The sequence below is a fragment of the Streptomyces calvus genome (assembly GCF_006782915.1).
In the GTDB taxonomy this organism is placed as follows: domain Bacteria; phylum Actinomycetota; class Actinomycetes; order Streptomycetales; family Streptomycetaceae; genus Streptomyces; species Streptomyces calvus.
In genome coordinates, this window is record NZ_VCNP01000030.1 from 34,483 (window position 1) to 54,654 (window position 20,172).

General features: G+C 73.1%; 15 protein-coding genes. 9 read left to right on the plus strand and 6 right to left on the minus strand.

The genetic code is table 11. From position 1 onward, the window contains the following. Window positions 1–73: 73 nt before the first annotated feature. From FGW31_RS12720 to FGW31_RS12745, 5 genes are all read right to left on the minus strand, one after another. Complete coding sequence (locus tag FGW31_RS12720) at window positions 74–1,303, minus strand: M20 family metallopeptidase (protein ID WP_142193537.1); 1,230 nt, start codon at window positions 1,301–1,303, stop codon at window positions 74–76. A 1,022-nt stretch (window positions 1,304–2,325) separates the two neighbouring features. Further along, window positions 2,326–3,390, minus strand: coding sequence for a hypothetical protein (locus tag FGW31_RS12730; protein ID WP_142193538.1), 1,065 nt, complete (start codon window positions 3,388–3,390; stop codon window positions 2,326–2,328). A 47-nt stretch (window positions 3,391–3,437) separates the two neighbouring features. Beyond that, a complete protein-coding gene (locus FGW31_RS12735; protein ID WP_142193539.1) occupies window positions 3,438–4,373 on the minus strand; it encodes an N-acetylneuraminate synthase family protein in 936 nt (311 codons plus the stop codon). A 13-nt stretch (window positions 4,374–4,386) separates the two neighbouring features. Beyond that, window positions 4,387–5,616: an N-acylneuraminate cytidylyltransferase gene (locus FGW31_RS12740; RefSeq protein WP_142193540.1), complete on the minus strand. Its 1,230-nt coding sequence runs from the start codon at window positions 5,614–5,616 to the stop codon at window positions 4,387–4,389. 32 nt (window positions 5,617–5,648) lie between these two features. Continuing rightward, window positions 5,649–7,016, minus strand: coding sequence for a DUF6716 putative glycosyltransferase (locus FGW31_RS12745; protein WP_142193541.1), 1,368 nt, complete (start codon window positions 7,014–7,016; stop codon window positions 5,649–5,651). 198 nt (window positions 7,017–7,214) lie between these two features. Between FGW31_RS12745 and FGW31_RS12750 the strand changes: the two genes are divergently transcribed. The 9 genes from FGW31_RS12750 (at window position 7,215) to FGW31_RS12790 (ending at window position 19,467) form a co-directional block, all read left to right on the plus strand. Continuing rightward, window positions 7,215–8,201 carry a glycosyltransferase family 2 protein gene (locus FGW31_RS12750; RefSeq protein WP_142193542.1) on the plus strand — a complete coding sequence of 329 codons (987 nt, stop codon included), beginning with the start codon at window positions 7,215–7,217 and terminating at the stop codon, window positions 8,199–8,201. Beyond that, entirely contained in the window at window positions 8,201–9,535 is a 1,335-nt protein-coding gene (locus FGW31_RS12755; RefSeq protein WP_142193543.1) for an alpha-2,8-polysialyltransferase family protein, read from the plus strand. Before FGW31_RS12750 ends, FGW31_RS12755 begins: the two co-directional genes overlap by 1 nt. Window positions 9,536–9,678: 143 nt before the next feature. After that, window positions 9,679–10,935, plus strand: a complete 1,257-nt coding sequence (locus FGW31_RS12760; RefSeq protein WP_142193544.1) for a glycosyltransferase family 29 protein — start codon at window positions 9,679–9,681, stop codon at window positions 10,933–10,935. Further along, window positions 10,932–13,175: a polysaccharide pyruvyl transferase family protein gene (locus FGW31_RS12765; protein WP_142193545.1), complete on the plus strand. Its 2,244-nt coding sequence runs from the start codon at window positions 10,932–10,934 to the stop codon at window positions 13,173–13,175. Before FGW31_RS12760 ends, FGW31_RS12765 begins: the two co-directional genes overlap by 4 nt. A 41-nt stretch (window positions 13,176–13,216) precedes the next feature. Next, window positions 13,217–14,182 carry a glycosyltransferase family 2 protein gene (locus FGW31_RS12770; RefSeq protein WP_142193546.1) on the plus strand — a complete coding sequence of 322 codons (966 nt, stop codon included), beginning with the start codon at window positions 13,217–13,219 and terminating at the stop codon, window positions 14,180–14,182. Window positions 14,183–14,185: 3 nt separating this feature from the next. Then, complete coding sequence (locus FGW31_RS12775) at window positions 14,186–15,538, plus strand: polysialyltransferase family glycosyltransferase (RefSeq protein ID WP_142193547.1); 1,353 nt, start codon at window positions 14,186–14,188, stop codon at window positions 15,536–15,538. Window positions 15,539–16,086: 548 nt separating this feature from the next. Next, window positions 16,087–17,169, plus strand: a complete 1,083-nt coding sequence (locus tag FGW31_RS12780; protein WP_142193548.1) for an acyltransferase — start codon at window positions 16,087–16,089, stop codon at window positions 17,167–17,169. A gap of 172 nt (window positions 17,170–17,341) precedes the next feature. Continuing rightward, on the plus strand, window positions 17,342–18,268 hold the full coding sequence (locus FGW31_RS12785; protein ID WP_142193549.1) for a class I SAM-dependent methyltransferase: 927 nt from the start codon (window positions 17,342–17,344) through the stop codon (window positions 18,266–18,268). Window positions 18,269–18,300: 32 nt separating this feature from the next. After that, a complete protein-coding gene (locus tag FGW31_RS12790; RefSeq protein ID WP_142193550.1) occupies window positions 18,301–19,467 on the plus strand; it encodes an acyltransferase family protein in 1,167 nt (388 codons plus the stop codon). 41 nt (window positions 19,468–19,508) lie between these two features. Here FGW31_RS12790 and leuE read toward each other — a convergent pair whose 3' ends face one another. Then, complete coding sequence (leuE, locus tag FGW31_RS12795) at window positions 19,509–20,156, minus strand: leucine efflux protein LeuE (RefSeq protein WP_142193551.1); 648 nt, start codon at window positions 20,154–20,156, stop codon at window positions 19,509–19,511. Window positions 20,157–20,172 lie beyond the last annotated feature (16 nt).

Sequence of the window (20,172 nt, forward strand, 5' to 3'; positions counted from 1 at the left end):
ACGCTGCCCCTCCCCCCCCCCCCCCCCCCCCCCCCGGGGGGGGGGGGGGGGCCCTCGGGGCCGGCCGGTGCGGCTAGCGGAGGGCGTCCAGCATGGCCGCGGCGGTGAAGAGCTCCACGCCCACGGTGATGGCGTGCTCGTCGACGTCGAAGTCGCCCTGGTGCAGGTCGCGGACGGTGCGCTCGCCGGGGGTGCGGACACCGAGGCGGGCCATGGCGCCGGGGACGCGCTCCAGGTACCAGGAGAAGTCCTCGCCGCCGAGGCTCTGTTCGGTGCCCTCCACGGCTTCCACTCCGCGCCGGGCGATCATGGCGTCGCGCAGCAGCTCGGTGGCGCCGGCCTCGTTGACGACCGGAGGGACGCCGCGCACGTAGTTGATCTCGGACTTGGCGCGGTGCACATTGGCCACCTCGTCGATGGCCGCGACCACGATGTCCGGGGCCTGCCGCCAGGTCTCCAGGTCCAGGCAGCGCACGGTGCCGGACAGCTCGGCGTGCTGCGGGATCACGTTGGGCGCATGGCCGGACTCGACGCGGCCCCAGGTCACGGCGAGTCCGCTGCGGCTGTCGACGCGGCGGCCGACCAGCGCGGGCACGTCGGTGACGACGCGCGCGGCCGCGGTGACGAGGTCGGTGGTCAGGTGCGGGCGGGCGGTGTGGCCGCCGGGCCCTTCGAGGGCGATCTCCAGCCGGTCGCAGGCGGAGGTGATGGCGCCCTGGCGCAGCCCGATCTTCCCGGCGTCGACGCGCGGGTCGCAGTGCACGGCGATGATCCGGCCGATGCCGTCGAGCGCGCCGTCCTCGATGGCGTCGGCGGCGCCGCCGGGCAGCACCTCCTCGGCGGGCTGGAAGATCAGCCGCACCGGGCGGGGCAGCAGGCCCTGGCGGTGCAGCTCGGCGAGGACCAGGCCGGCCCCGAGGACCACGGTGGTGTGCACGTCGTGGCCGCAGGCGTGGGCGCGGTCGGGCACGGTGGAGCGGTAGGGGCAGCCCGCCTTCATGTCGGGGATGGGCAGGCCGTCGATGTCGGCGCGCATCGCGAGCATCGCCGAGTCGGTGCCGGCCTCGTCGTCCGTCCCGATGTCACAGATCACGCCGGTCCCGCTGGAGAGTACGCGGGGCCGCAGGCCGGCCCGCTCCAGTCGTTCCTTGATCGCGGCGGTGGTGCGGAACTCCTGGTTGCCGAGCTCCGGGTGCATGTGCAGGTCGCGGCGGAACGCGACGAGCTCGGCACGCAGGGCCTCGGGCAACGCGCCGGGGAGCACTGCTCCGCCGGGAAGGTCGACCTCGGACTCCAGTGACATCAGTGGTTTCACCCTTTGAAGAGTAGGGCGCCGGAGCCCTCGACCGACCCTCGATCAAGAAAAATCAGCCCGTTAGGCGAAGAAAAATCGGCGTCCCTACGCATAGCTGTCCATCGTGTTGGGTAAACTCAGCTCCCTTTTGCGAGGGTATCGGCTGATGGCCAGCCAGGCCGTGACGTCGTTCACAGCCCGCGGCATTGTTTCCGGCACCCGTCCACTCCTCACGGTTACCACGTTCGGCCGAAGCCACGCGGACCGGTTCATCCGGCGTACAGGTGCCGCCTCTCGGAGTGCCCCTGAGTGCCCTCGGCGGGCCCTCGGTGCGGCCTCGGTGCGGCCTCGGTGCGGCCTCGGTGCGAGCGGCCGGGGCGGCGGCGTCAACGTGCGGGTGTGCAGGGGGTGCACCACGGCCGGCGGGTCTGCGGTCCGGCGTCGCGCCGCGCTCGGCACCGGAGCGGGCGGCAGCGGCGGGCGCCGGGGCGTCGACGCCGTCGAGAAGGAAGTCCGCTTGCTGCGGCGCGAGTTCGGGTATCCGTCGCCGGCCCACGGGAGTCGGAGGTACGGATCGGTGAGTCGGACGGACCGGCGGGGCTCGGACGGACCGGCCGAGGAGTCGGACGGACCGGCCGAGGAGTCGGTCCGACCGGCCGAGGAGTCGGGCCGACCGGCCGAGGAGTCGGGCCGACCGGCCGAGGAGTCAGACGGACCGGTCGAGAGTCATGCCGACCAGCCGGGCTCGGACGGACCAGCCGCGAGTCGGACGGACCGGCCGCGAGTCCGATTCTCCAGTCGTCCGGCGTCGCGTGCCGCGGTGCGCGGGTCGTGTCGGGAGCGACGGCCTGCGCGCCCGGCCGTCGAACCGCGGCTGCCTCTGTGTCGCCCCGCGGGACGGTGTCACCGCGGCTGCCTCTGTGTCGCCCCGCGGAACGGCGTCACCGCGGCCGGGCGGCAGGCAGGACGGGGGCCGGAGGTTCGGGCACGCGTTTCCGGTCCCGCGGCGACGGGGTGTCCGGCCGGGCGGGTCAGACCGCCGGTGCCGTCCGCAGGTGGTGGGCGTCCCTCGCCGTGTCGGTGACGTTCGCCAGGAAGCCCTGGGCGCGCGGGGAGGCGCTCTTGGTCAGCCAGGCGGGGTCTATGTCGCAGACCGCGACGCGCACGCCGGTGCCGGTCAGCGCGAGGGGCAGGGTGTGGACGACCGTGGAGGGGAAGCTGACGACGGTGCGGCCGATGGGGCCGCGGCGGGCGATCAGCTCCAGCGGGAGGTCGGGGCGGACGATCTCCAGGCCGGTCTCGACGGCCAGCCGGTGGAGTTTCTCCGTGCTCTCACGGCGGTGGGCGAAGTAGCGGCGCGCGCCATAGGTCTTCGCCAGGGAGCGGACGGCCTCCACATAGGCGTCGGCGTCCACCACGCCGGTCTCCACCAGGGACGTGCCCACCATGTCGGCACTCTGGGTGATGCGGGGCGGGCCGAAGCGGTCGCGGGTCCAGGCGAAGGTGTGGGCGCTGACCGTGACACCGGGCGGGGTGGCCTCCATCGGCATGGAGGTGAAGACCTCCACCGTGCGCGGGCCGCCGGGGGTGAGCCGGCGCCGGGCGACGGCGGAGACGGGCGCGAACACCAGGTCGCGGGGGCCGGGGCGGCCGCCCTTGCGGTGCCAGCGCACCAGGCGCTCGCCCCGGGCGAGCTGGCCGACGAACTCCATGGTCGCCGTGCCGTCGTCGACGACGACGATCTCACGGGCCCGGGTGATCGTCAGCAGCAGCTGGACGTACCGCGAGAAGGGGTCGCCGAGGACGACCCGGGAGGCCCGGCGCAGCGGGCCGGCCAGTCCGCCGATCGTCTGCAGCGGGGCGGCGGCGCCGCCGCGCGCCTCCTCCCAGCGGACCTCGTGCCCGTCTTCGCGGGCCAGCTCCGCCATGCGGCGCAGCTGGCCGCGGGTCATCGGATCGACCGGGGACAGCACCACGAGGGTGAGCCCCACGCCGGGCGCATGCGCGTGCGCCCACTCCAGCACGTTGAGCAGTTGTACCGGGCTCTCGACGAAGGCGAGAGTGTGGGGGCCGGGCAGGCCGGCGCGGGGGCTCATCGACGTAGGACCGTTCCCGTCGTCGTCAGGGGGGTGGGTGCGGTGCGTCAGACGGACAGCGGCTCGCCGGCGGCGGTCGCGATCTCCGCCTCGGCGACGACGCCGGTGACGCGGCGCAGCTTCTTCATCGGGCCGAGCTCGGACTCGTAGACCTTCTTCACGCCGTCGCCGAGGGACGCCTCGATGGTGCGGATGTCGCGGACCAGGCGCTGAAGGCCCTGCGGCTCCACGGACGCGGCCTGGTCGGAGCCCCACATGGCGCGGTCGAGGGTGATGTGGCGCTCGACGAAGACGGCGCCGAGGGCGACGGCGGCGAGGGTGGTCTGCAGGCCGGTCTCGTGGCCGGAGTAGCCGATCGGGACGTTCGGGTACTCCTGCTGGAGGGTGTTGATGACCCGCAGGTTCAGCTCCTCCGCCTTCGCCGGGTAGGTGGAGGTGGCGTGGCAGAGCAGGATGTTGTCGCTGCCCAGCACCTCGACCGCGTGGCGGATCTGCTTCGGGGTGGACATGCCGGTGGAGAGGATGATGGTGCGGCCGGTGGCGCGCAGGGCGCGCAGCAGCTCGTCGTCCGTGAGGGAGGCGGAGGCCACCTTGTGGGCCGGCACGTCGAACTTCTCCAGGAAGGCGACGGCCTCGGTGTCCCACGGGGAGGCGAACCAGTCGATGTTCTTCGACTTGCAGTACTCGTCGATCTGGCGGTACTCGTCCTCGCCGAACTCCACGCGGTGGCGGTAGTCGATGTACGTCATCCGGCCCCACGGCGTGGCGCGCTCGATGTCCCACTGGTCGCGCGGGGTGCAGATCTCCGGCGCGCGCTTCTGGAACTTGACCGCGTCGCAGCCCGCCTCGGCGGCGGCGTCGATCAGCTTGAAGGCGTTCTCGAGGTCGCCGTTGTGGTTGATGCCGATCTCGCCGGTGACGTAGACGGGGCGGCCGGGGCCGGCCTCGCGCGAACCGAGGGTGCGGATGCGGGAGTTGCTCATGACAGGGGTTTCCTTACTTGGGGAGGGAATCGAGAGAGGGACCGAGGATCCAGCCGGCGATCTCTCGGATCGCGCCGTCACCACCGGGCAGGGTGGTGACCGCGCGTGCGGCGCCGCGTACGACGTCGTGGGCGCTCGCGACCGCCACGGGCCAGCCGACGAGGGCGAAGCACGGCAGGTCGTTGACGTCGTTGCCGACGTAGAGCACGCGCTCCGGCGCGATGCCCTGCTCCTCGCACCACTGCTTGAGGGCGAGGTCCTTGCGGTCGATGCCGTGCAGCACGGGCAGCTTGAGCTTGCGCGCGCGGGCGGCGACGACCGGGTTCTGTTCCGTGGACAGGATCAGCAGCTTCAGTCCGCTCCTGCGCAGGGCGGCGATGCCGAGGCCGTCGCCGCGGTGCACGGCGACGAACTCCTGTCCGTCGGAGTCGATCAGCACCCGGTCGTCGGTCTGGGTGCCGTCGAAGTCGAGGACGACCGCGTCGATGTCCTGCGCGGTCGGGAGGGCGCCGGGCCGGTCCGCGTCGAAGAGCGGGGCGAGGGCGCGGGCCCGGGCGAGGTCGTGCGGGTCGTCGATCTCCAGCACGCGGGCGGGGTCGGTGCGCACGAGTTCGGTGCGGCCGAAGAAGCGGTGCTTGTGCTCGCGGAATCCCGCCGCGTCCATCGCGTAGGCGGCGCCGGTCTCCAGGAAGTCCTGGGGGCGGTCCTGGCGGCGGGGGCGGAAGGACTTGTCGTGGTTGACGCCGTGGCCGCCGGCCGTCTCGTCGTCGCCGTCGCGCCAGACGAAGCCGTGGAACGGGGCGACGGTGACCGCGGTGTCGGCGCCCTCCGCGACGACCGCGCCGGCCACCGCGTCGACGTCCTCGCGGACCAGGAACGGGCTGGTGCACTGCACGAGCAGGACGACGTCCACCGGGGCGCCGTGCAGGGCCTCGTGGGAGTCCATGGCGTGCAGCACGGCCGCCTCGGAGGTGGCGGTGTCGCCGGCGATGGCGGCGGGCCGCAGTACCACCTCGGCGCCGGCCTGCCGGGCGGCGGCCGCGATGGCCTGGTCGTCGGTGGAGACCACGACGTCCGTGACGTGGCGGGCGGCCCGGCACTCGCGCACGGCGCGCGCCACCAGCGGAATGCCGCCGACCGGGGCGAGGTTCTTCGCGGGCACGCCCTTGGAGCCGCCGCGCGCGGGAATCACCGCGAGCACCCGGCGCACCGGGGAAACCTGGCCCGCTTGCGGGTCGGACATGGGATCAGCTCCTTGAGCGGGGATCGGTGCGGTCACAGCTCGCCCATCCGGCGGATCACCGGGGCCACGCGCTGCACGCCGTGCCGGTAGGCGCCGCGCGCGGCCCGGCGCACGATCTGCCGGACCGGGCCGGGCTCCTTGTCGGCGGCGGGGGCGCCGGGCAGCGGGGTGCCGTCCGGGCCGAGGTGGTGGCGGGCGAGGATGCCGGGCAGATAGCCGGGCGCGGTGACGGGCGTGTAGTACGGGGTCAGCGGGGGCAGTCCACCGGGACGGTCCAGCAGCTTGGCGATGCGTTCGCGGGCCGCGTCGAAGGCCGTGTCGTAGGAGCCGTCGGCGGCGACGCCCTGCCGTGCCACCCACCGCGCGTCGGGCTCGGGGCGGTGTCCGGCGTCGAGCTGGTCCCAGGAGGCGAGGCAGCCGGAGCCGACGAAGTGGTGGTTGCCGAGCGCCTCGCGCACCCCGAGGTCGGTGAGGACCACGGTGGGGATGCGGCGGTGCAGCGACTCCAGGGCGGCCGTGGAGCTGACCGTGACCAGCAGGTCGGTGCGGTCCAGGACCTCGCCCATGTGCCCGTAGACCAGGCGGAAGTTGGGCGGCAGGTCGAGCCGCTGGGACAGCTTCTGGTAGGGCAGTTCCTCGATGTGGGTGGTGTGCTCGCCGGGCTTGGAGCGCAGCTTGAGCAGCACCTCGCGCTCGGGGTGCCGGCGGGCGTGCTCCACCAGCCGGTTCAGCAGGTACGTACGGTCCTTGCGGCTCTCCGGGACGGAGGGCTGGGCGGCGAAGACGACCGTGTAGGGCCTGCTCCCTTGCTCCGCGGACGGGTCGGGCTCGCCGGTGTAGGGGGCGCCGCCGAGGAACGGCAGCGCGACCTCGGTGACCGAGCCGGCGTCGGCGCCCACTCCCTCGTACACGGCGCGGAAACGCTCCGCGTCCTGGCGGGAGTTGGCGAGCACCAGGTCGGCGCCGTGCCGCAGCAGCAGGCCGTCGGCGAGCTTCTCGTAGACGACACCGACGTAGCCGGTGACGACGACGGGCCGCTGAGGCCGGTCCTCCCAGATCCGCTTGAGGCCGTGCAGCATCGCCTGCACGCCGCCGCCGACCAGGGCGAGGACGAGGAGGTCGTAGGACTCCTCGCGCATGGCGCGCAGGAACTCGACCGCCGTGACCTCGCGGAGCGAGTCGGCGGTGACGCCGACCTCGCCGAGCTGACGGGCGGTGGGAGTGGCGCGGCCGCGCAGCAGGTATCCGTCCAGGCGGATGCCTGCGCCGTCGGCCGTGTCCTCCGGGTTTCCGGTGGCGGACGGCGCGATGCGGTTCGCGGTGAGCGCGCCCCATTTCCACCTGGTGTCGGAATCCGCGAGGACCGCCACCCTGAGGGGCTTCGTTGCACTTGCTGGCACGTCGAAGACGCTAGGAAGCGAATTCTAGGTATGGCCCAACCGTGAATCAACGAAAAGTTAACAACACCCCACCGAGAGCCGAACTGGCCTGCGTGGACGGAGGAAGTACACGGGGTGCACCGGACCGACACATGGAGTTCACTCCCTGTACGGGCACCGGAAAGTTGTCGAGTCGGGCGCGCTCCTACTGTTTTGCAGGTGCCAAAGCTTTCCGTGATTGTCCCGTTCTACAACGTGCAGCAATACGCCCCGGACACGCTCGTCAGTCTTCGCGCGAACGCTCGGCCGGACTTTGAGTTCGTTCTGGTCGACGACCATTCGCAGGACGAAACTCCGGCGATTCTCGAGCGCGCCGCCGACGAGCTCTCGGACATCGCCCAGGTGCGCTACATCCGTCACGACCACAATGGCGGACTCGCCACCGCGCGCAACACCGGCCTGGACGCGGCGCGCGGCGAGTACCTGGCCTTCCTGGACGGCGACGACTGGCTCGCGCCGGGCCATCTGTCCGAGCTGGTGGCGGCGATCGAGGGGCTGGGCTGCGACTTCGTGCGCACCGACCATGTGCGGGCCGCCGCCCGCGCCCGGACGGTGCACCGCGTGCCGTTCGGCAGACGGGACGAGGTGCTGAACCCGCGGGAGGCGATCCTGCCGGCCGAACGGACGACGTCGGTGGACTACGCGTACGCGTGGGCCGGCGCCTACCACCGCCGGCTGCTGGACCGCGGGCTGCTGCACTTCACCGACGGGCTGCGCACGGCCGAGGACCGGCCGTGGATCTGGAAGCTGCACCGGGAGGCGGAGTCGTTCGCCGTGGTGAGCCTGCTGGGCGTGTTCTACCGGCGGGGTGTCGCCTCCTCGCTCACCCAGATCGGCGACGTCCGCCAGCTCGACTTCATCCGCGCCTTCGACCAGGTGATCGAGGAGACGGCGGCGGACCGCGACGCGGACCGGCTGCTGCCCAAGGCGGTGCGCACCTACTGCGCGATCATCGCCCACCACCTGTCCGACGAGGGCAAGTTCGAACCGGCCGTGGCCCGGCAGCTGCGGACGATGAGCGCGGCGGCGCTGAAGCGGATGCCGCAGGACGTGCTCGGTGAGGTACTGGAGACCATGGACATGGACCGCTCGGTGACGTTGCGGCGGCTGCGGCGCCGGATCAGCACGGCGAAGGGGGCCGCGTGATGTCCCGCACCACCCAGATCTTCTGCGCCTCGACGCTGTACGGCGTCGCCACGCTGGCGGCCGCGATCGAGTCCGACTGCTTCGCGGAGGCGGAGCGGCGGATCCTGCTCGTGTGCAACAACGCCGCGACCCCGGAGACCACGCCGGCGCTGAGCGAGATGCCGGGCTTCGCGCCGCTGCGCGAGCACTTCGACGACGTGCTGTCCTGGAACGAGACGATCCGGCCCTTCCACCCGGGGGCGTGGACGCCGCGCAACGACGACATCCCGCTCCTCGAGCGTCATCTGCGGCTGCTGTGGGGGCTGGGCGAGGACCGGGTGGAGCTGGTCCTGGAGTCGATCCAGGTGCCGCCCGCGCTGACGGTGGCCCGGCTGTTCACCGGCGCCCCGGTGCACGTCTACGCCGACGGGCTGATGAGCTACGGCCCCACCCGCAACAAGCTCGACCCGCTGGTGGGCACGCGGGTGCGGCAGGTGCTGCACCTGGACCTGGTGCCCGGCCTCACGCCGATGCTGCTGACCGAGTTCGGCGTGCCGGCCCGGGTGGTGCCGACCGGTGCCTTCCTGAAGGCGATGGACGAAGTGGCCGACGCGTCGGGCGAGTTGCCGCCGATTCCGCGGGACGCGGCGCTGCTGCTCGGCCAGTACCTGTCCGCGCTCGGCATCCTCTCCCCCGCGGAGGAGGAGGCCCTGCACGTGCGGATGCTGCGCGGCGCGGTCGAACGCGGCCACCGTCGCGTCGTCTTCAAGCCGCACCCGACCGCCCCGGTCCGCTTCAGCCGCGTGCTGGAGCAGGAGGCGGACCGGCTCGGCGTGGACCTCACCGTGGTGGACGTGGCCGTCCTCGCCGAGGTGGTGTTCGCCAGGGCCCGGCCCGCGCTGGTCGTCGGCTGCTTCTCGACGGCGCTGTTCACGGCGTCCGCGTTCTACGACCTGCCGGTCGCGCGGGTGGGCACCGAGCGGCTGCTGGAGCGGCTGACGCCGTACCAGAACAGCAACCGGGTGCCGGCGGTGCTGGCCGACGCGTTGCTGCCGGACCTGGAGGCCGGCGGCGGCGAGCCGGCGGCCCCGTCCGTCGAGGAGCTGAACGACCTCGTCACCGCGCTCGGTTTCACCATGCAGCCGCAGATCCACCCGCCGCTGCGCCCGGTCGCCGAACGGTATCTCGCCGCCCATCCGGGCCCGCGCACCCGGCGCTACTTCAAGCGCAAGCGGCTCACCGCGCTGGGACTTCCCGGCGGCATCCCGAGGCGGCTGGCGTTCCTGCCGCACAACTCGACCGCGCGCCGGGTGGTGCGGCGGGCGCGGGCGCTGAAGAAGGCCCTGCGGGGCTGACGGCCGTCGGAGCCCCGTTGCCGGGCGACCGCCGCGCGCTCAGCCGTTGGTGGTGGAGTGTTCACCCTCTGTCCACCAGGAGGCCACCGGCGGACCGTCGTGCTGGGGCACTCTCGGCCTCCGATCGGAGGACGGTGGAACGGATGACGAACCCGCTGGCGGGACTGTTCAAGGCACGGCAGAAAGAGGCCGCCAGGCCGGCGCTGTTCGCCCGGGGCATGCGCCTGTGCGGTGAGTATCTCGCGGCGCACGAGGACCGCGGCACCCCGCCGGACGCCCGCATCAGCCGGGCCATCGGCGTCTACGCCGCCTCCCTCGACACCCCGTCCGCCGACTCCTTCGACGCCCTGCTCCAGGTGGGCGAGCGCGCACTGGAGGCCGGCGGCGCCGGCGAACTCGGCCTGGCCCTGGACGTCGCCGAGACCTCGACCCTGATCCGGCAGCGCTCCAAGGGCGCGTGGCGGCTGCACGGCCGGGCACTGGACGGACTCGGCCGCGACGAGGAGGCGCTGGAGAGCTACGGCCGCTACCTCACGCTGGTGCAGAACGGCGACCCGGCCGAGGGCATCGCCCGCAGGATCGACACGCTGCGGCGCCGCCGGGCCTGCCTGGAGGAGGCCGCCGGCCTCTTCCCCGGCCCCGGCGCGGAGCTGCGCGACCTGCCGGCCCGGCCCACCGGGGACGCGGCACCGGAGTTCGCCGCGTTCACCCGGGCGCGGGTGGCCGAGCACGGCATGGGCGACCCCGGCGTGCGCCGGCTGCTGGAGCTGTACGGCACCTACCGGCGGCTCGTCGAGCGGTCCGGCACGGCCGACCCGCTGCTCGGCGGGACCACGCCGGTCGGCGTCAGCGGGCTGCGCGGCCTGCTCGCGGGCCGGACGGTGTGCCTGGTCTCCAACGCCGGCGAGGTCTTCGGGAGCGGGCTCGGCGCGGAGATCGACGACTACGACGTGGTGGTGCGCTGCGACGCCTTCCGGATCCGCGCGGAGGGCACCGGTGGGCGCACCGGCCTGCACGCCGTGACGCTGCGTGGCGGCACCCCGTGGGAGGGGTCGCCGTGGACGCAGCGGACCGGCATCCGGCTGGTGTTCGGGGACCCGGCCGGGGCGTGGCGCCGCGCCACCCGGCAGCGGCTGGTGCCCGGTGCGCAGGAGCACGTCGGGGACGCCTCGCTGCGCCGGCCGCTCGCCGACCCGGCGCTGCTCGGCGAGGACCGCTGGGACGCCGGGACCAGCACCGCGTTCACCGTGCTGCGGCTGCTGGACTTCCTGGACGTCAGCCCCCGACTGGACCTCATCGGCTTCGACAAGCCCGGCCGGCTGCGGCCGCGGGAGGCCGAGTGGGTCATGGACCGTGCGACGCACGTCGACGACAGCAAGATGAGGATCGCCCTGCGATGACCCACTCCTTGGCGGACGACCGGAGCACCGTCACCGGCAGACGCCGGATCGCCTTCGCCGTCCACACCGACACCGACCGTCTGCCCGGCGTGGCCACGCTGATCCGCAGCCTGGCCCTGACCAACCCGGGCGTGTGCGAGGACTTCGTGGTGCTGCACCCCGGGCTGCCGGACTCGGCGTTCGACGGGCTGCGCCGGCTGCACCCGCGCCTCGTGACGCGCCGCGCGGCGGGACGCGGGGACGTCTTCCGGCTGGACGGCTACGACACCGTCGTGGCGCTCGACCCGGCCATGGTGGTGCTGGGCGGCATCGGCGCGCTGCTGCGGCTGCGCCACGGGGTCGGCGCGGTGCGGCAGGTGTGGTGCGACGGCGAGGGCGTCGAGCACCGGGCCGTGCTGCCGGACGGACTGCTGGTGGTGCAGCGCGCCGACGTGGACGACGCCACGGCGGCCCGGCTCGACGGCGACCGCGACCGCGACGGCAACGGCAACGGCGACTGGGACGCGGCCCTCGCGGAGGTCCTGACCCCGCTCGACGCCCGGTACGACTTCCTCACCCGCCGCCTGCACGACGACACACCGGTGCCGGAGCAGGTCGCCGTGCTGCGCTTCACCGGACCGGCCGACGCGCCCGGCTACGGCCCGGCCGTCGCGGCGCGACGCCGGTTCGAGCTGGACGACGAGGCGTTCCGGGCCGCGTACTGCGCCCTGCCCGGCGAGAAGCACCCCGACCTCCTGGCGCACCTCGCGCCGCCGCTGCTGCGGGCGCGGCCCTCCCTCGACCTGGCCCGCACGGTCGCCGACGTGTACCGCAGGCAGGGCCGCTACGACGAGGCCGTCGACGTCCTGGAACCGGTCGTCGGGGACCGGCTGGACGCGCCGCGCTGCCAGGAGACGCTCGGTGTCTGCCTGATGGCGCTGTCCCGCTACGAGGAGGCCGAGGCGCGGCTGCTGCTGGCCGCCGCGTCACCCGACGTGGCGCCGCGCGCCTTCGCCCAGCTCGCCCGGCTGGCCTGGCTGTGCGGCCGGGAGAGCGACGCGCACGCCTACGCCCGGGACGGCCTGGAGGCCGACCCCACCGACTCCGGCTGCCACGCCTGGTACGTCCGCACCCGCCCCGACCGTCCCGGCGAGCGGGCGGAGCCGGCCGACGCCGCGGAGCAGCTGGCGCACGTGGCGCTGTTCGCGGAGGGCCAGGAGAACGCCGGCGACAAGGTGCTGCCCGAGGCGGTGCGGATGTGCTTCGACACCGACACCGGCCCGCGCCGCTGGTACCAGCAGCCGGTGCACCGGCTGGTCGACGAGGCGGTGCTGGAGGAGCTGAACGCGCGGCGCGGCGTCGTCGTCGGCGGTGGCGGGCTGTTCCTGCCCGACACCTCGCCCAACGGCAACAGCCACTGGCAGTGGAACGTCCCGGACCGCCTGCTGGCCCGGCTGACCGCGCCGCTGGCGGTGTTCGCCGTCGGCTACAACGTGTTCGACGGGCAGCTCTACCGGCGCGGCCGGTTCGCCGAGAGCCTGCGGGTCCTGGTGGAGCGGTCGGCGTTCTTCGGGCTGCGCAACCACGGCTCGATCGAGCGGGTCCGCGAACTGCTGCCCGAGGAGCTGCGCGACCGGGTGCGCTACCAACCGTGCCCGACGACGGTGGCCCGCTACCTCGTCCCGGGCTGGGGCGACCCGGTGGAGCGGGCCGACACGGTCCTGGTGAACTGCGCGTACGACCGCGCGGGCCTGCGCTTCGGCCACGACTACGGCCACTTCCTCGCGCAGATGGCGGACGCCCTGCGCGGCCTGCGGGAGCGGACCGACGTACGGTACGCGGCGCACATGCCCGCCGACGAGAAGTTCGTGCACGACCTGCGCCGGGAGCACGGTCTGAGCCTGCCCGTGGAGCAGTTGTACGACATGTCGAACGACGCGATCCGTGACCTGTACCGCCGGTCGCGGCTGGTGATCGGGATGCGCGGGCACGCGGGGATGATCCCGTTCGGCTGCGGCACGCCGATCCTCAGCCTGGTGTCCCATCCGAAGCTCGCGTACTTCCTGTCCGACATCGGCCGGCGGGAGTGGGGGCTGTCCGTGCACGACCGCGACCTCGGCCCCCGGCTGCTGGAGCGGGCGGCGGCGGTGCTCGACGACCATCCGGGGGCCGTGGCGAACGTGCACGCCGCGCAGAAGTTCCTGTGGGAGACCACGCAGGCGAACCTGGAGGAACTCCGGGAGACCTTCGGCCGGGCATGAGCCGTCGGGGATTCACCGCTGTTTTCGAAAGAGAGGCTCACGTGCCCAAACTGTCCGTCGTCGTCCCGATGCACAACGTGGAAGCGTTCGCGGAGAGCACTCTGCGCAGTCTCGCCGGCAACGCGGACCCGGACTTCGAGTTCCTGCTCGTCGACGACTGCTCCACGGACGCCACGTCATGGGTGATCGACCGCTGGGCGGAGAAGCACCCCGGCGTCCGGGTGATCCGGCACGAGAAGAACATGGGCATAGCCCAGGCCCGCAACAGCGGGATCGACGCGGCCGAGGGCGAGTTCATCACCTTCCTCGACGGCGACGACTGGTACGGCCCCGGCCACCTGGCCGAACTGGTGTCCGCGATCGAGGAGCTGGGCTGCGACTTCGCCCGCACCGACCACGTCCAGGTGACCGGCACCGAGCGCGTCGTTCGGCGTCCCCCGGCCCCGCTGCGGGGCGCGGTGATGGACCCGCGGGACGGCATCGCCCCGGCCGACATGGAGACGATGGTCGACTACCCGTTCGTCTGGGCGGGCATCTACCGGCGGCACCTGTTCGCCGACGGCGGCATGCGCTTCGCCACCGAACTGCGCACCGCCGAGGACCGGTTGTGGATCTGGCGGCTGCACCTGAAGGCCCGCACGTACGCCTCCCTCGGGCTGCACGGCGTGTTCTACCGGCGGGGCGTGGCGACCTCGCTCACCCAGATCAAGGACTCCCGCCAGCTGGACTTCATCCCGGCGTACGACGCGCTGCTGCGGGACGTCCAGGAGGACCCGGAGACCGACCGCTTCCTGCTGAAGGCGGTGCGCACCTACTGCGCCATGATCGCCTTCCACATCGGCAAGGCGCACGAGTACGAGTCCTCGGCGGCCCAGCGGCTGCGGCGCGAGGCGCGCGACGCGCTCCACCGCATGCCCCAGCACGCCCTCGAAGAGACCCTGAAAACCATCGACAGCACTCGGAGCAGGTTGCTCAGCCGCCTGCGTGACGGGCGGAAGGCTGCCTGATCCATGCCCCAGACGACCCAGATATTCCAGGTCTCGACGCTCTACGGAGCGGCGACCCTCGCCGCGGCGCTGGACGCGGGACTGTTCGGAGCGCGCGACGGGGCCCGGCGCATCCTGCTGGTGTCCAACAACGCCGCGATACCGGAGACGGCGCTGCGCCTGGACGAGATGCACGGCTACGAGCCGATAGCCGCCCGCTTCGACTCCGTGGTCAGCTGGAACGAGGCGATCAGGCCGTACCACCCGAGCGCCTGGGGCCCGCGCGGCAACGACACGGTGCTGTGGCAGCGGGCGCTCCGGCTGCTGTGGGGCATCGGCGAGCGGGACCACGTCGAACTCGCCGTGGAGTCGATCCAGGTCAACCCGGCCCGCGCGCTGGCGGCGATCTTCTCCGAGGCCTCCGTCGACGTGTACGCCGACGGCCTGATGAGCTACGGACCGACCCGGGAGAAGCTGCCGCTGACCATCGCGCGGCGCATCCGGCGGCTGCTGCACCTCGATCTGATCCCCGGTCTGACGCCGCTGCTGCTGTCGGAGTACGGCGTCGAACCGGTGGTCGTCCCGGACGGGGCGTTCCGTGGGGTGCTGGACGAGATCTCGGCGGACGCGGCGGACGATCCGCGGCTGGCGCCGGTGCTGGCCGAGGAGCCGACGGCCGTGCTGCTCGGCCAGTACCTGGCGGCGATCAACATCCTGAGCGCGAAGGAGGAGGAGGACCTCCACGTCCGGATGCTGACCGGGGCGGTGCGCGCCGGGCACCGGTCCATCGTCTTCAAGCCGCATCCGACGGCCCCGGCCGGCTACTCGGCGGCGCTGAGCAAGGCGGCGGCGGACGCGGGCGTGAAGCTCACCGTGCTGGACGCGCCGCTGCTCGCGGAGACGCTGTACCACCACTGCCGTCCCGCGCTCGTCGCCGGCTGCTTCTCCACGGCGATGGTGACGGCCTCCGCGTACTACGACGTGCCCGTCGCCCGGGTCGGGACCGCGCTGGTGATGGGGCGCCTCAAGCCCTATCCGAACAGCAACCGGGTGCCGCTCGCGGTGATCGACCACATGGTGCCGGACCTGGAGCGCGCCGAGACCCCGGCGCTCGTCGGCCCGGCGCCCGCGACGCTGGCGCCGCTGGTGCGGGCGATCGGCTTCTGCATGCAGCCAAAGACGTACGCGCGGCTGCGGGATTCGACGGCGGACTGGCTGCGCGCCCACCTGGCCGACGCCCCCGGCTACTACTTCCCCGAACTGCGGCTGGCCGAGCTGGGACTGCCCGGCAGCCGTCCGCGCTCGCGCGCCAGGATCCGGGTGGGCCGGGCCAAGCGCCGGGTGGGCCGGGTGGTGCGGCGCGGCCGCAAGGGCTGACGGGCGACGGCCGGTGCGGAAGAGCTGACGGTCCGGAGAAGCTGCCGGTCCGGAGAAGCTGCCGGTCCGGAGAAGCTGACGGTCCGGAAGGCTGCCGGTGCGGAGGGGCTGACGGGCGGCGGCCGGTCCGGAAGAGCTGCCGGTCCGGAGGAGCTGACGGTCCGGAAGGGCTGCCGGTCCGGAAGGGCTGACGGTGCGGAAGGGCTGACGGGCGACGGCCAGTCCGGAGGAGCCGCCGGTGCGGAAGGGCTGCCGGTCCGGAGAAGCTGCCGGTCCGGAGAAGCTGCCGGTCCGGACGGGCTGACGGGCGGCGGCCGGTCCGGAAGGGGTTCCCGGTACGGGGGGCTGCCGGGCGCGGGCGGTGATCGGGTACGGTCGGCGGCCGGGCGGGAGAGCGCGGTCACGCCGGGGCCGGCGATCCGGTACGGTCGGCGACCCACCGCACCCGGCCGCCCCGTCGGCACCACTGCCCCAACCGAGACCCACCGGCCACGGAGGTTCCACCCTTTCTTCAACTCCCGTACACCGAACGGGCTGAGAGTTGCGCGGTGCCGAACGACATCGCCGTACGCCTGCCACAGCAAAAGGGCAGCGCCCCTTCCGGGCAGACCGCCGCGCCGCGGGAACACCGCTTCGACATCGACCTGATGCGGCTGATCTGCTCCGCGACCATCATGCTGGGGCACGTGGGCGCCCAGTTCATCCGCGCCACCGGCAACGACCCGGAGAACGGCGCGGGGGCGTACTGGGCGGGGCACGTGGCCGAGGCGGTCAACCCGTTCGCCGTTCCGATGTACTTCGCCATCGCCGGCTGGGCCGTCCTGGTGGGCGCGCCGCCGCGGGACAGCGCCCGGATGTGGCAGCGGATCGTCCGCAACATCGTCCCGATGTTCGCGTGGACGGCCGTCTACCTGGCGTGGGCCTGGCTGCGGGACCGCAACGAGCGGCCCATGACCGAGCTGGCCGCGGACTCCCTGTTCGGCTCCGTGCAGCCCGCCTACCACCTGTGGTTCATGTACGCCTACATCCCGATCATCGCGCTGCTCGCCTTCGCGATGCTGATCAAGGCGGGGAAGCGGCCGTGGGGACTGGGCGCGGCACTGCTCGGCATCGCGGTCCTGCCCAGCGTCATGACCACGGTCACCGAGGTCACCGGCCGCGACCTGCCCACGGTCGCCTGGGGCTTCGGCACCTACTCGCTGGTGTACGCGGTCGGCGGCGCCCTTTTGTTCGCCCTGCCCGCCGAAGCCGTGCGCCGGCGCCTGCCGCTGATGCTGCTGCCGCTCACCATGGTCGGGGCGCTCTGGTACAACACGCAGATCCATTACGTGATGCCGAACGCGCACCTGTTCGTCGCCGTGATGAGCGTCTGCGTGCTGCTGCTGGTCTCGCGGGTCCGGGTGCCCGAGAAGTGGCGGCCCCGGGTGCGCACGCTGGCCAACGCGGCGCTCGGCGCGTACCTGGTGCACGTGCTGTTCGTGGAGGAGATCGTCACGCGCTTCGTCTCGCCGGACCTGAGCGCTCCGGCGGCGGGGCTGCTGCTGGTGGTCCTGGTCGCCACGGTCATGGTGCTGTCGTTCGCCAGCAGTCTGCTGTGGGGGCGGCTGAACCTGCGGCGGCTGCTCGGCTGACCCGGGAGCGCGCACCCGGAAGCCGTGCGTCCTCCATGCGGAGTTCGCCGGCTGTTCGCACTTCGCTCAACTCCGCATCCCTCCCGCCGCGCCGCCTCCCGCCTAGCCTGTCCTCAACCCGCGAGCCACATCACTCACACCGAGCTCCCGACGGATTGAGGTCTCCGGATCCATGAACACCCGCTCCCTGCTCACCAGTTCGGTCTCCCGGCGGCTGCTGCGGCCGGTCGCCGACCTCATCGACCAGCGCATCGAACGGCGGCTCCGCTCGGTGGCCGCCGCGGACGCGGCGAGCGGCAAGGCACTCCGGGAGACCGCCGAGGCGGTCAAGCGCCAGCAGCTCACCCTCGACCTGCTGCTCGGCCCCGGCGGCCGCGGCCTGTCCAGGATCGTGAGCCCCGGCCCGCTGAGCCGTCTGCAGTCCGAGGTGGCTGAGCTGGCCGGGGACCGGGAGGCGGCCGTCCGCAACGTCGCCTCCGCGTACCGGCTGCTGATCGGGCTGGAGTCGCTCGGGGTCGGCCGGATCGCCGGCGGCACCATGAACATCTGCGGCAAGCTCGGCACCATCCCGCTGCTCGACCCGCCGAACGACGAGATCCTGGAGATCGGCACGCTGTACGGCATGTTCTCCACCGGGCTGATCCGGATGATGGAGCGCGACGGCCGCAGCCCGAACGTGACGATCGTCGACCCGTTCGCCGGTGTGCAGCTCCAGCCCGGCACCCCGCAGCGCTCCGACCCCACGGGCACCCCGGTCGACGAGCGGGCGGTGCGCACCAACCTCGCGCTGGCCGGCCCGGCGGGTGCGGCGGCCCGGATCCAGCGGGGCTTCTCCGAGGACCCGGAGACCCGCGCCGCCGTCTCGGACCGCCGCTACGGCGTGATCGTCGTCGACGGCGACCACTCGGCGGAGGGCGTCGCCAAGGACCTGGAGTGGGCGGAGCAGATCGCCGCCCCGGGCGGGATCGTCGTCCTGGACGACTTCGGCGACCCGAAGTGGCCGGGCATCAAGGAGGCGCTGGACAAGCACCTCACGGGCGACACCCGCTTCACCTACCTCGGCAAGGCGGCGCTGTCGGCGTTCCTGCGGGCCTCCTGACCACACGCGGTACGAAAGACGTGCACAGCAGCATGACCGAGACGACCCTCGGCCCGGCGCAGCCCCCGGCCCCCGCCACGCCGCCCGCAACGCCCACGACGCCCGCAGCGCCGGACGCCGCCGCCCCGCCCCGTTCCGCGGGCGCCGGCGGGCGCCTGCGCGCCCTGGACGGGTTGCGGCTGCTGGCCGCGCTGATGGTGGCGGCGTACCACTACGGCGGTCGCGGCGGCGACGTCAGTGCGGCGTGGGGCAGCTCGCCCGAGCGGCAGTTCCCCACGCTGCACGAGTACTTCGCCTACGGCTGCCTGGGCGTGCAGGTCTTCTTCGTGATCAGCGGGTTCGTGATCTGCATGAGCGGCTGGGGCCGGCCGCTCAGGTCGTTCTTCGCCTCCCGCGCGGCGCGGCTGCTGCCCGCCTACTGGGTGGCGGTGCTGCTGGTGACGGCGGTGTTCGCGCTGCCGGTGGTCGCCTACGACGCGGTGTCGCCGAGCGACGCGCTGGTGAACCTGACGATGCTTCAGCAGCCGCTCGGCGCGGACCGGGTGCTGGGCGTGTGCTGGACGCTGTGGGCGGAGATCCGCTTCTACGCGCTGTTCGCGCTGTGCGTGGTGCTGCCGGGCGCGAACCGCCGGCGCGTGATCCTGTTCTGCGCGCTGTGGACGCTCGCGGCGGCGATCGCGCAGGGCGCCGACGAGCCGCTGCTGGACCTGGTGCTGATGCCCGAGTACGCGCCGTTCTTCGTCGGCGGCATCGGCCTGTACCTCGTCCACCGCGACCGGCGGGACGTCCACGCGTGGGGCATCGTGGGCGTGAGCTTCCTGATCGGCCAGCACCAGGCGGTCCGGGGCCTGTGGCACGCGCCCAGCGCGGACGCCTTCTCGAACCGGACGTCGTTCGGGATCGTGCTTGTGGTGGCGCTGGGCTTCGCCGCGGTCGCCGCGATCGCGCTGGGCCTGCTGCAGTGGGCCGACTGGCGCTGGCTGACGGTGGCGGGCGCGCTGACGTACCCGTTCTACCTGGTCCACGAGCACCTGGGCTGGGTGGTGATCCACGCCCTGCACCGCGGCCTCGGCCTGGCGTCGGCGGAGACCTTCGTCCTGACGGCCGCCGCGATGCTCCTGCTCGCCTGGGTGCTGCACCGCTGGGTCGAAAAGCCCCTGACCCCGAAACTCCGCACCCTGCTCACCACTCCTCGCTGACCGGACCGGGCCGGTCGGCCCGGTCCGGGAGGTGAGCGGAGTCAGGCGGCCAGCGTCAGCTTCGCCGCGAAGCCCAGGAACAGGACGCCCGCCGCCGAGGTGGCCCCCGCCGACAGGCGACGGCGGCGGCGGAAGGCCGCGGCGAGCCGGGTGCCGCCGAAGATCAGCGCGCTGAGGTAGAGCACGCTGGCGATCTGGGCGAGGGTGCCGAGGACGACGAAGGACAGCGCCGGGTAGGCGTAGGCCGGGTCGACGAACTGCACGAAGAAGGCGACGAAGAACAGGATCGCCTTGGGGTTGAGGAGGCTGACGACCAGGGCCCGGCGGTACGGGCGCTCACCGGGCGCGACCTCGGCCACGCCGCCGGCGACGTCCTTCTCCCGCCGGGTCCGCCACATGCTCAAGGCGGCCCGCAGCATGCCGACGGCGAGCCACGTCAGATAGCCGGCGCCCGCGTACTTGACGATCCCGAACAGCACGGCGTTCGCCTGCAGCAGTGAGGCGACGCCGGCCGCCGACAGTGTCATCAGCACGGTGTCGCCGCACAGCACCCCGGCCGCGGCCCGGTACCCGTCGCGCACGCCGCGCCGCGCCGCGACGGACAGGACGTACAGCGAGTTGGGGCCGGGCAGCAGAACGATGAGGACCAGGCCCGCGAGATAGGTGGGAAGGTCGATGACGCCGAACATGACAGGAGTGTCGCAC

Excerpts from the sequence above, each read along its gene's own strand:
- FGW31_RS12720 (WP_142193537.1), bottom strand. The coding sequence starts at position 1,303 with ATGTCACTGGAGTCCGAGGTCGACCTTCCCGGCGGAGCAGTGCTCCCC.
- FGW31_RS12735 (WP_142193539.1), bottom strand. The coding sequence starts at position 4,373 with ATGAGCAACTCCCGCATCCGCACCCTCGGTTCGCGCGAGGCCGGCCCC.
- FGW31_RS12775 (WP_142193547.1), top strand. The coding sequence starts at position 14,186 with ATGCCCCAGACGACCCAGATATTCCAGGTCTCGACGCTCTACGGAGCG.
- FGW31_RS12765 (WP_142193545.1), top strand. The coding sequence starts at position 10,932 with ATGACCCACTCCTTGGCGGACGACCGGAGCACCGTCACCGGCAGACGC.
- FGW31_RS12785 (WP_142193549.1), top strand. The coding sequence starts at position 17,342 with ATGAACACCCGCTCCCTGCTCACCAGTTCGGTCTCCCGGCGGCTGCTG.
- FGW31_RS12740 (WP_142193540.1), bottom strand. The coding sequence starts at position 5,616 with ATGTCCGACCCGCAAGCGGGCCAGGTTTCCCCGGTGCGCCGGGTGCTC.
- FGW31_RS12730 (WP_142193538.1), bottom strand. The coding sequence starts at position 3,390 with ATGAGCCCCCGCGCCGGCCTGCCCGGCCCCCACACTCTCGCCTTCGTC.
- FGW31_RS12760 (WP_142193544.1), top strand. The coding sequence starts at position 9,679 with ATGACGAACCCGCTGGCGGGACTGTTCAAGGCACGGCAGAAAGAGGCC.
- leuE (WP_142193551.1), bottom strand. The coding sequence starts at position 20,156 with ATGTTCGGCGTCATCGACCTTCCCACCTATCTCGCGGGCCTGGTCCTC.
- FGW31_RS12790 (WP_142193550.1), top strand. The coding sequence starts at position 18,301 with ATGACCGAGACGACCCTCGGCCCGGCGCAGCCCCCGGCCCCCGCCACG.
- FGW31_RS12755 (WP_142193543.1), top strand. The coding sequence starts at position 8,201 with ATGTCCCGCACCACCCAGATCTTCTGCGCCTCGACGCTGTACGGCGTC.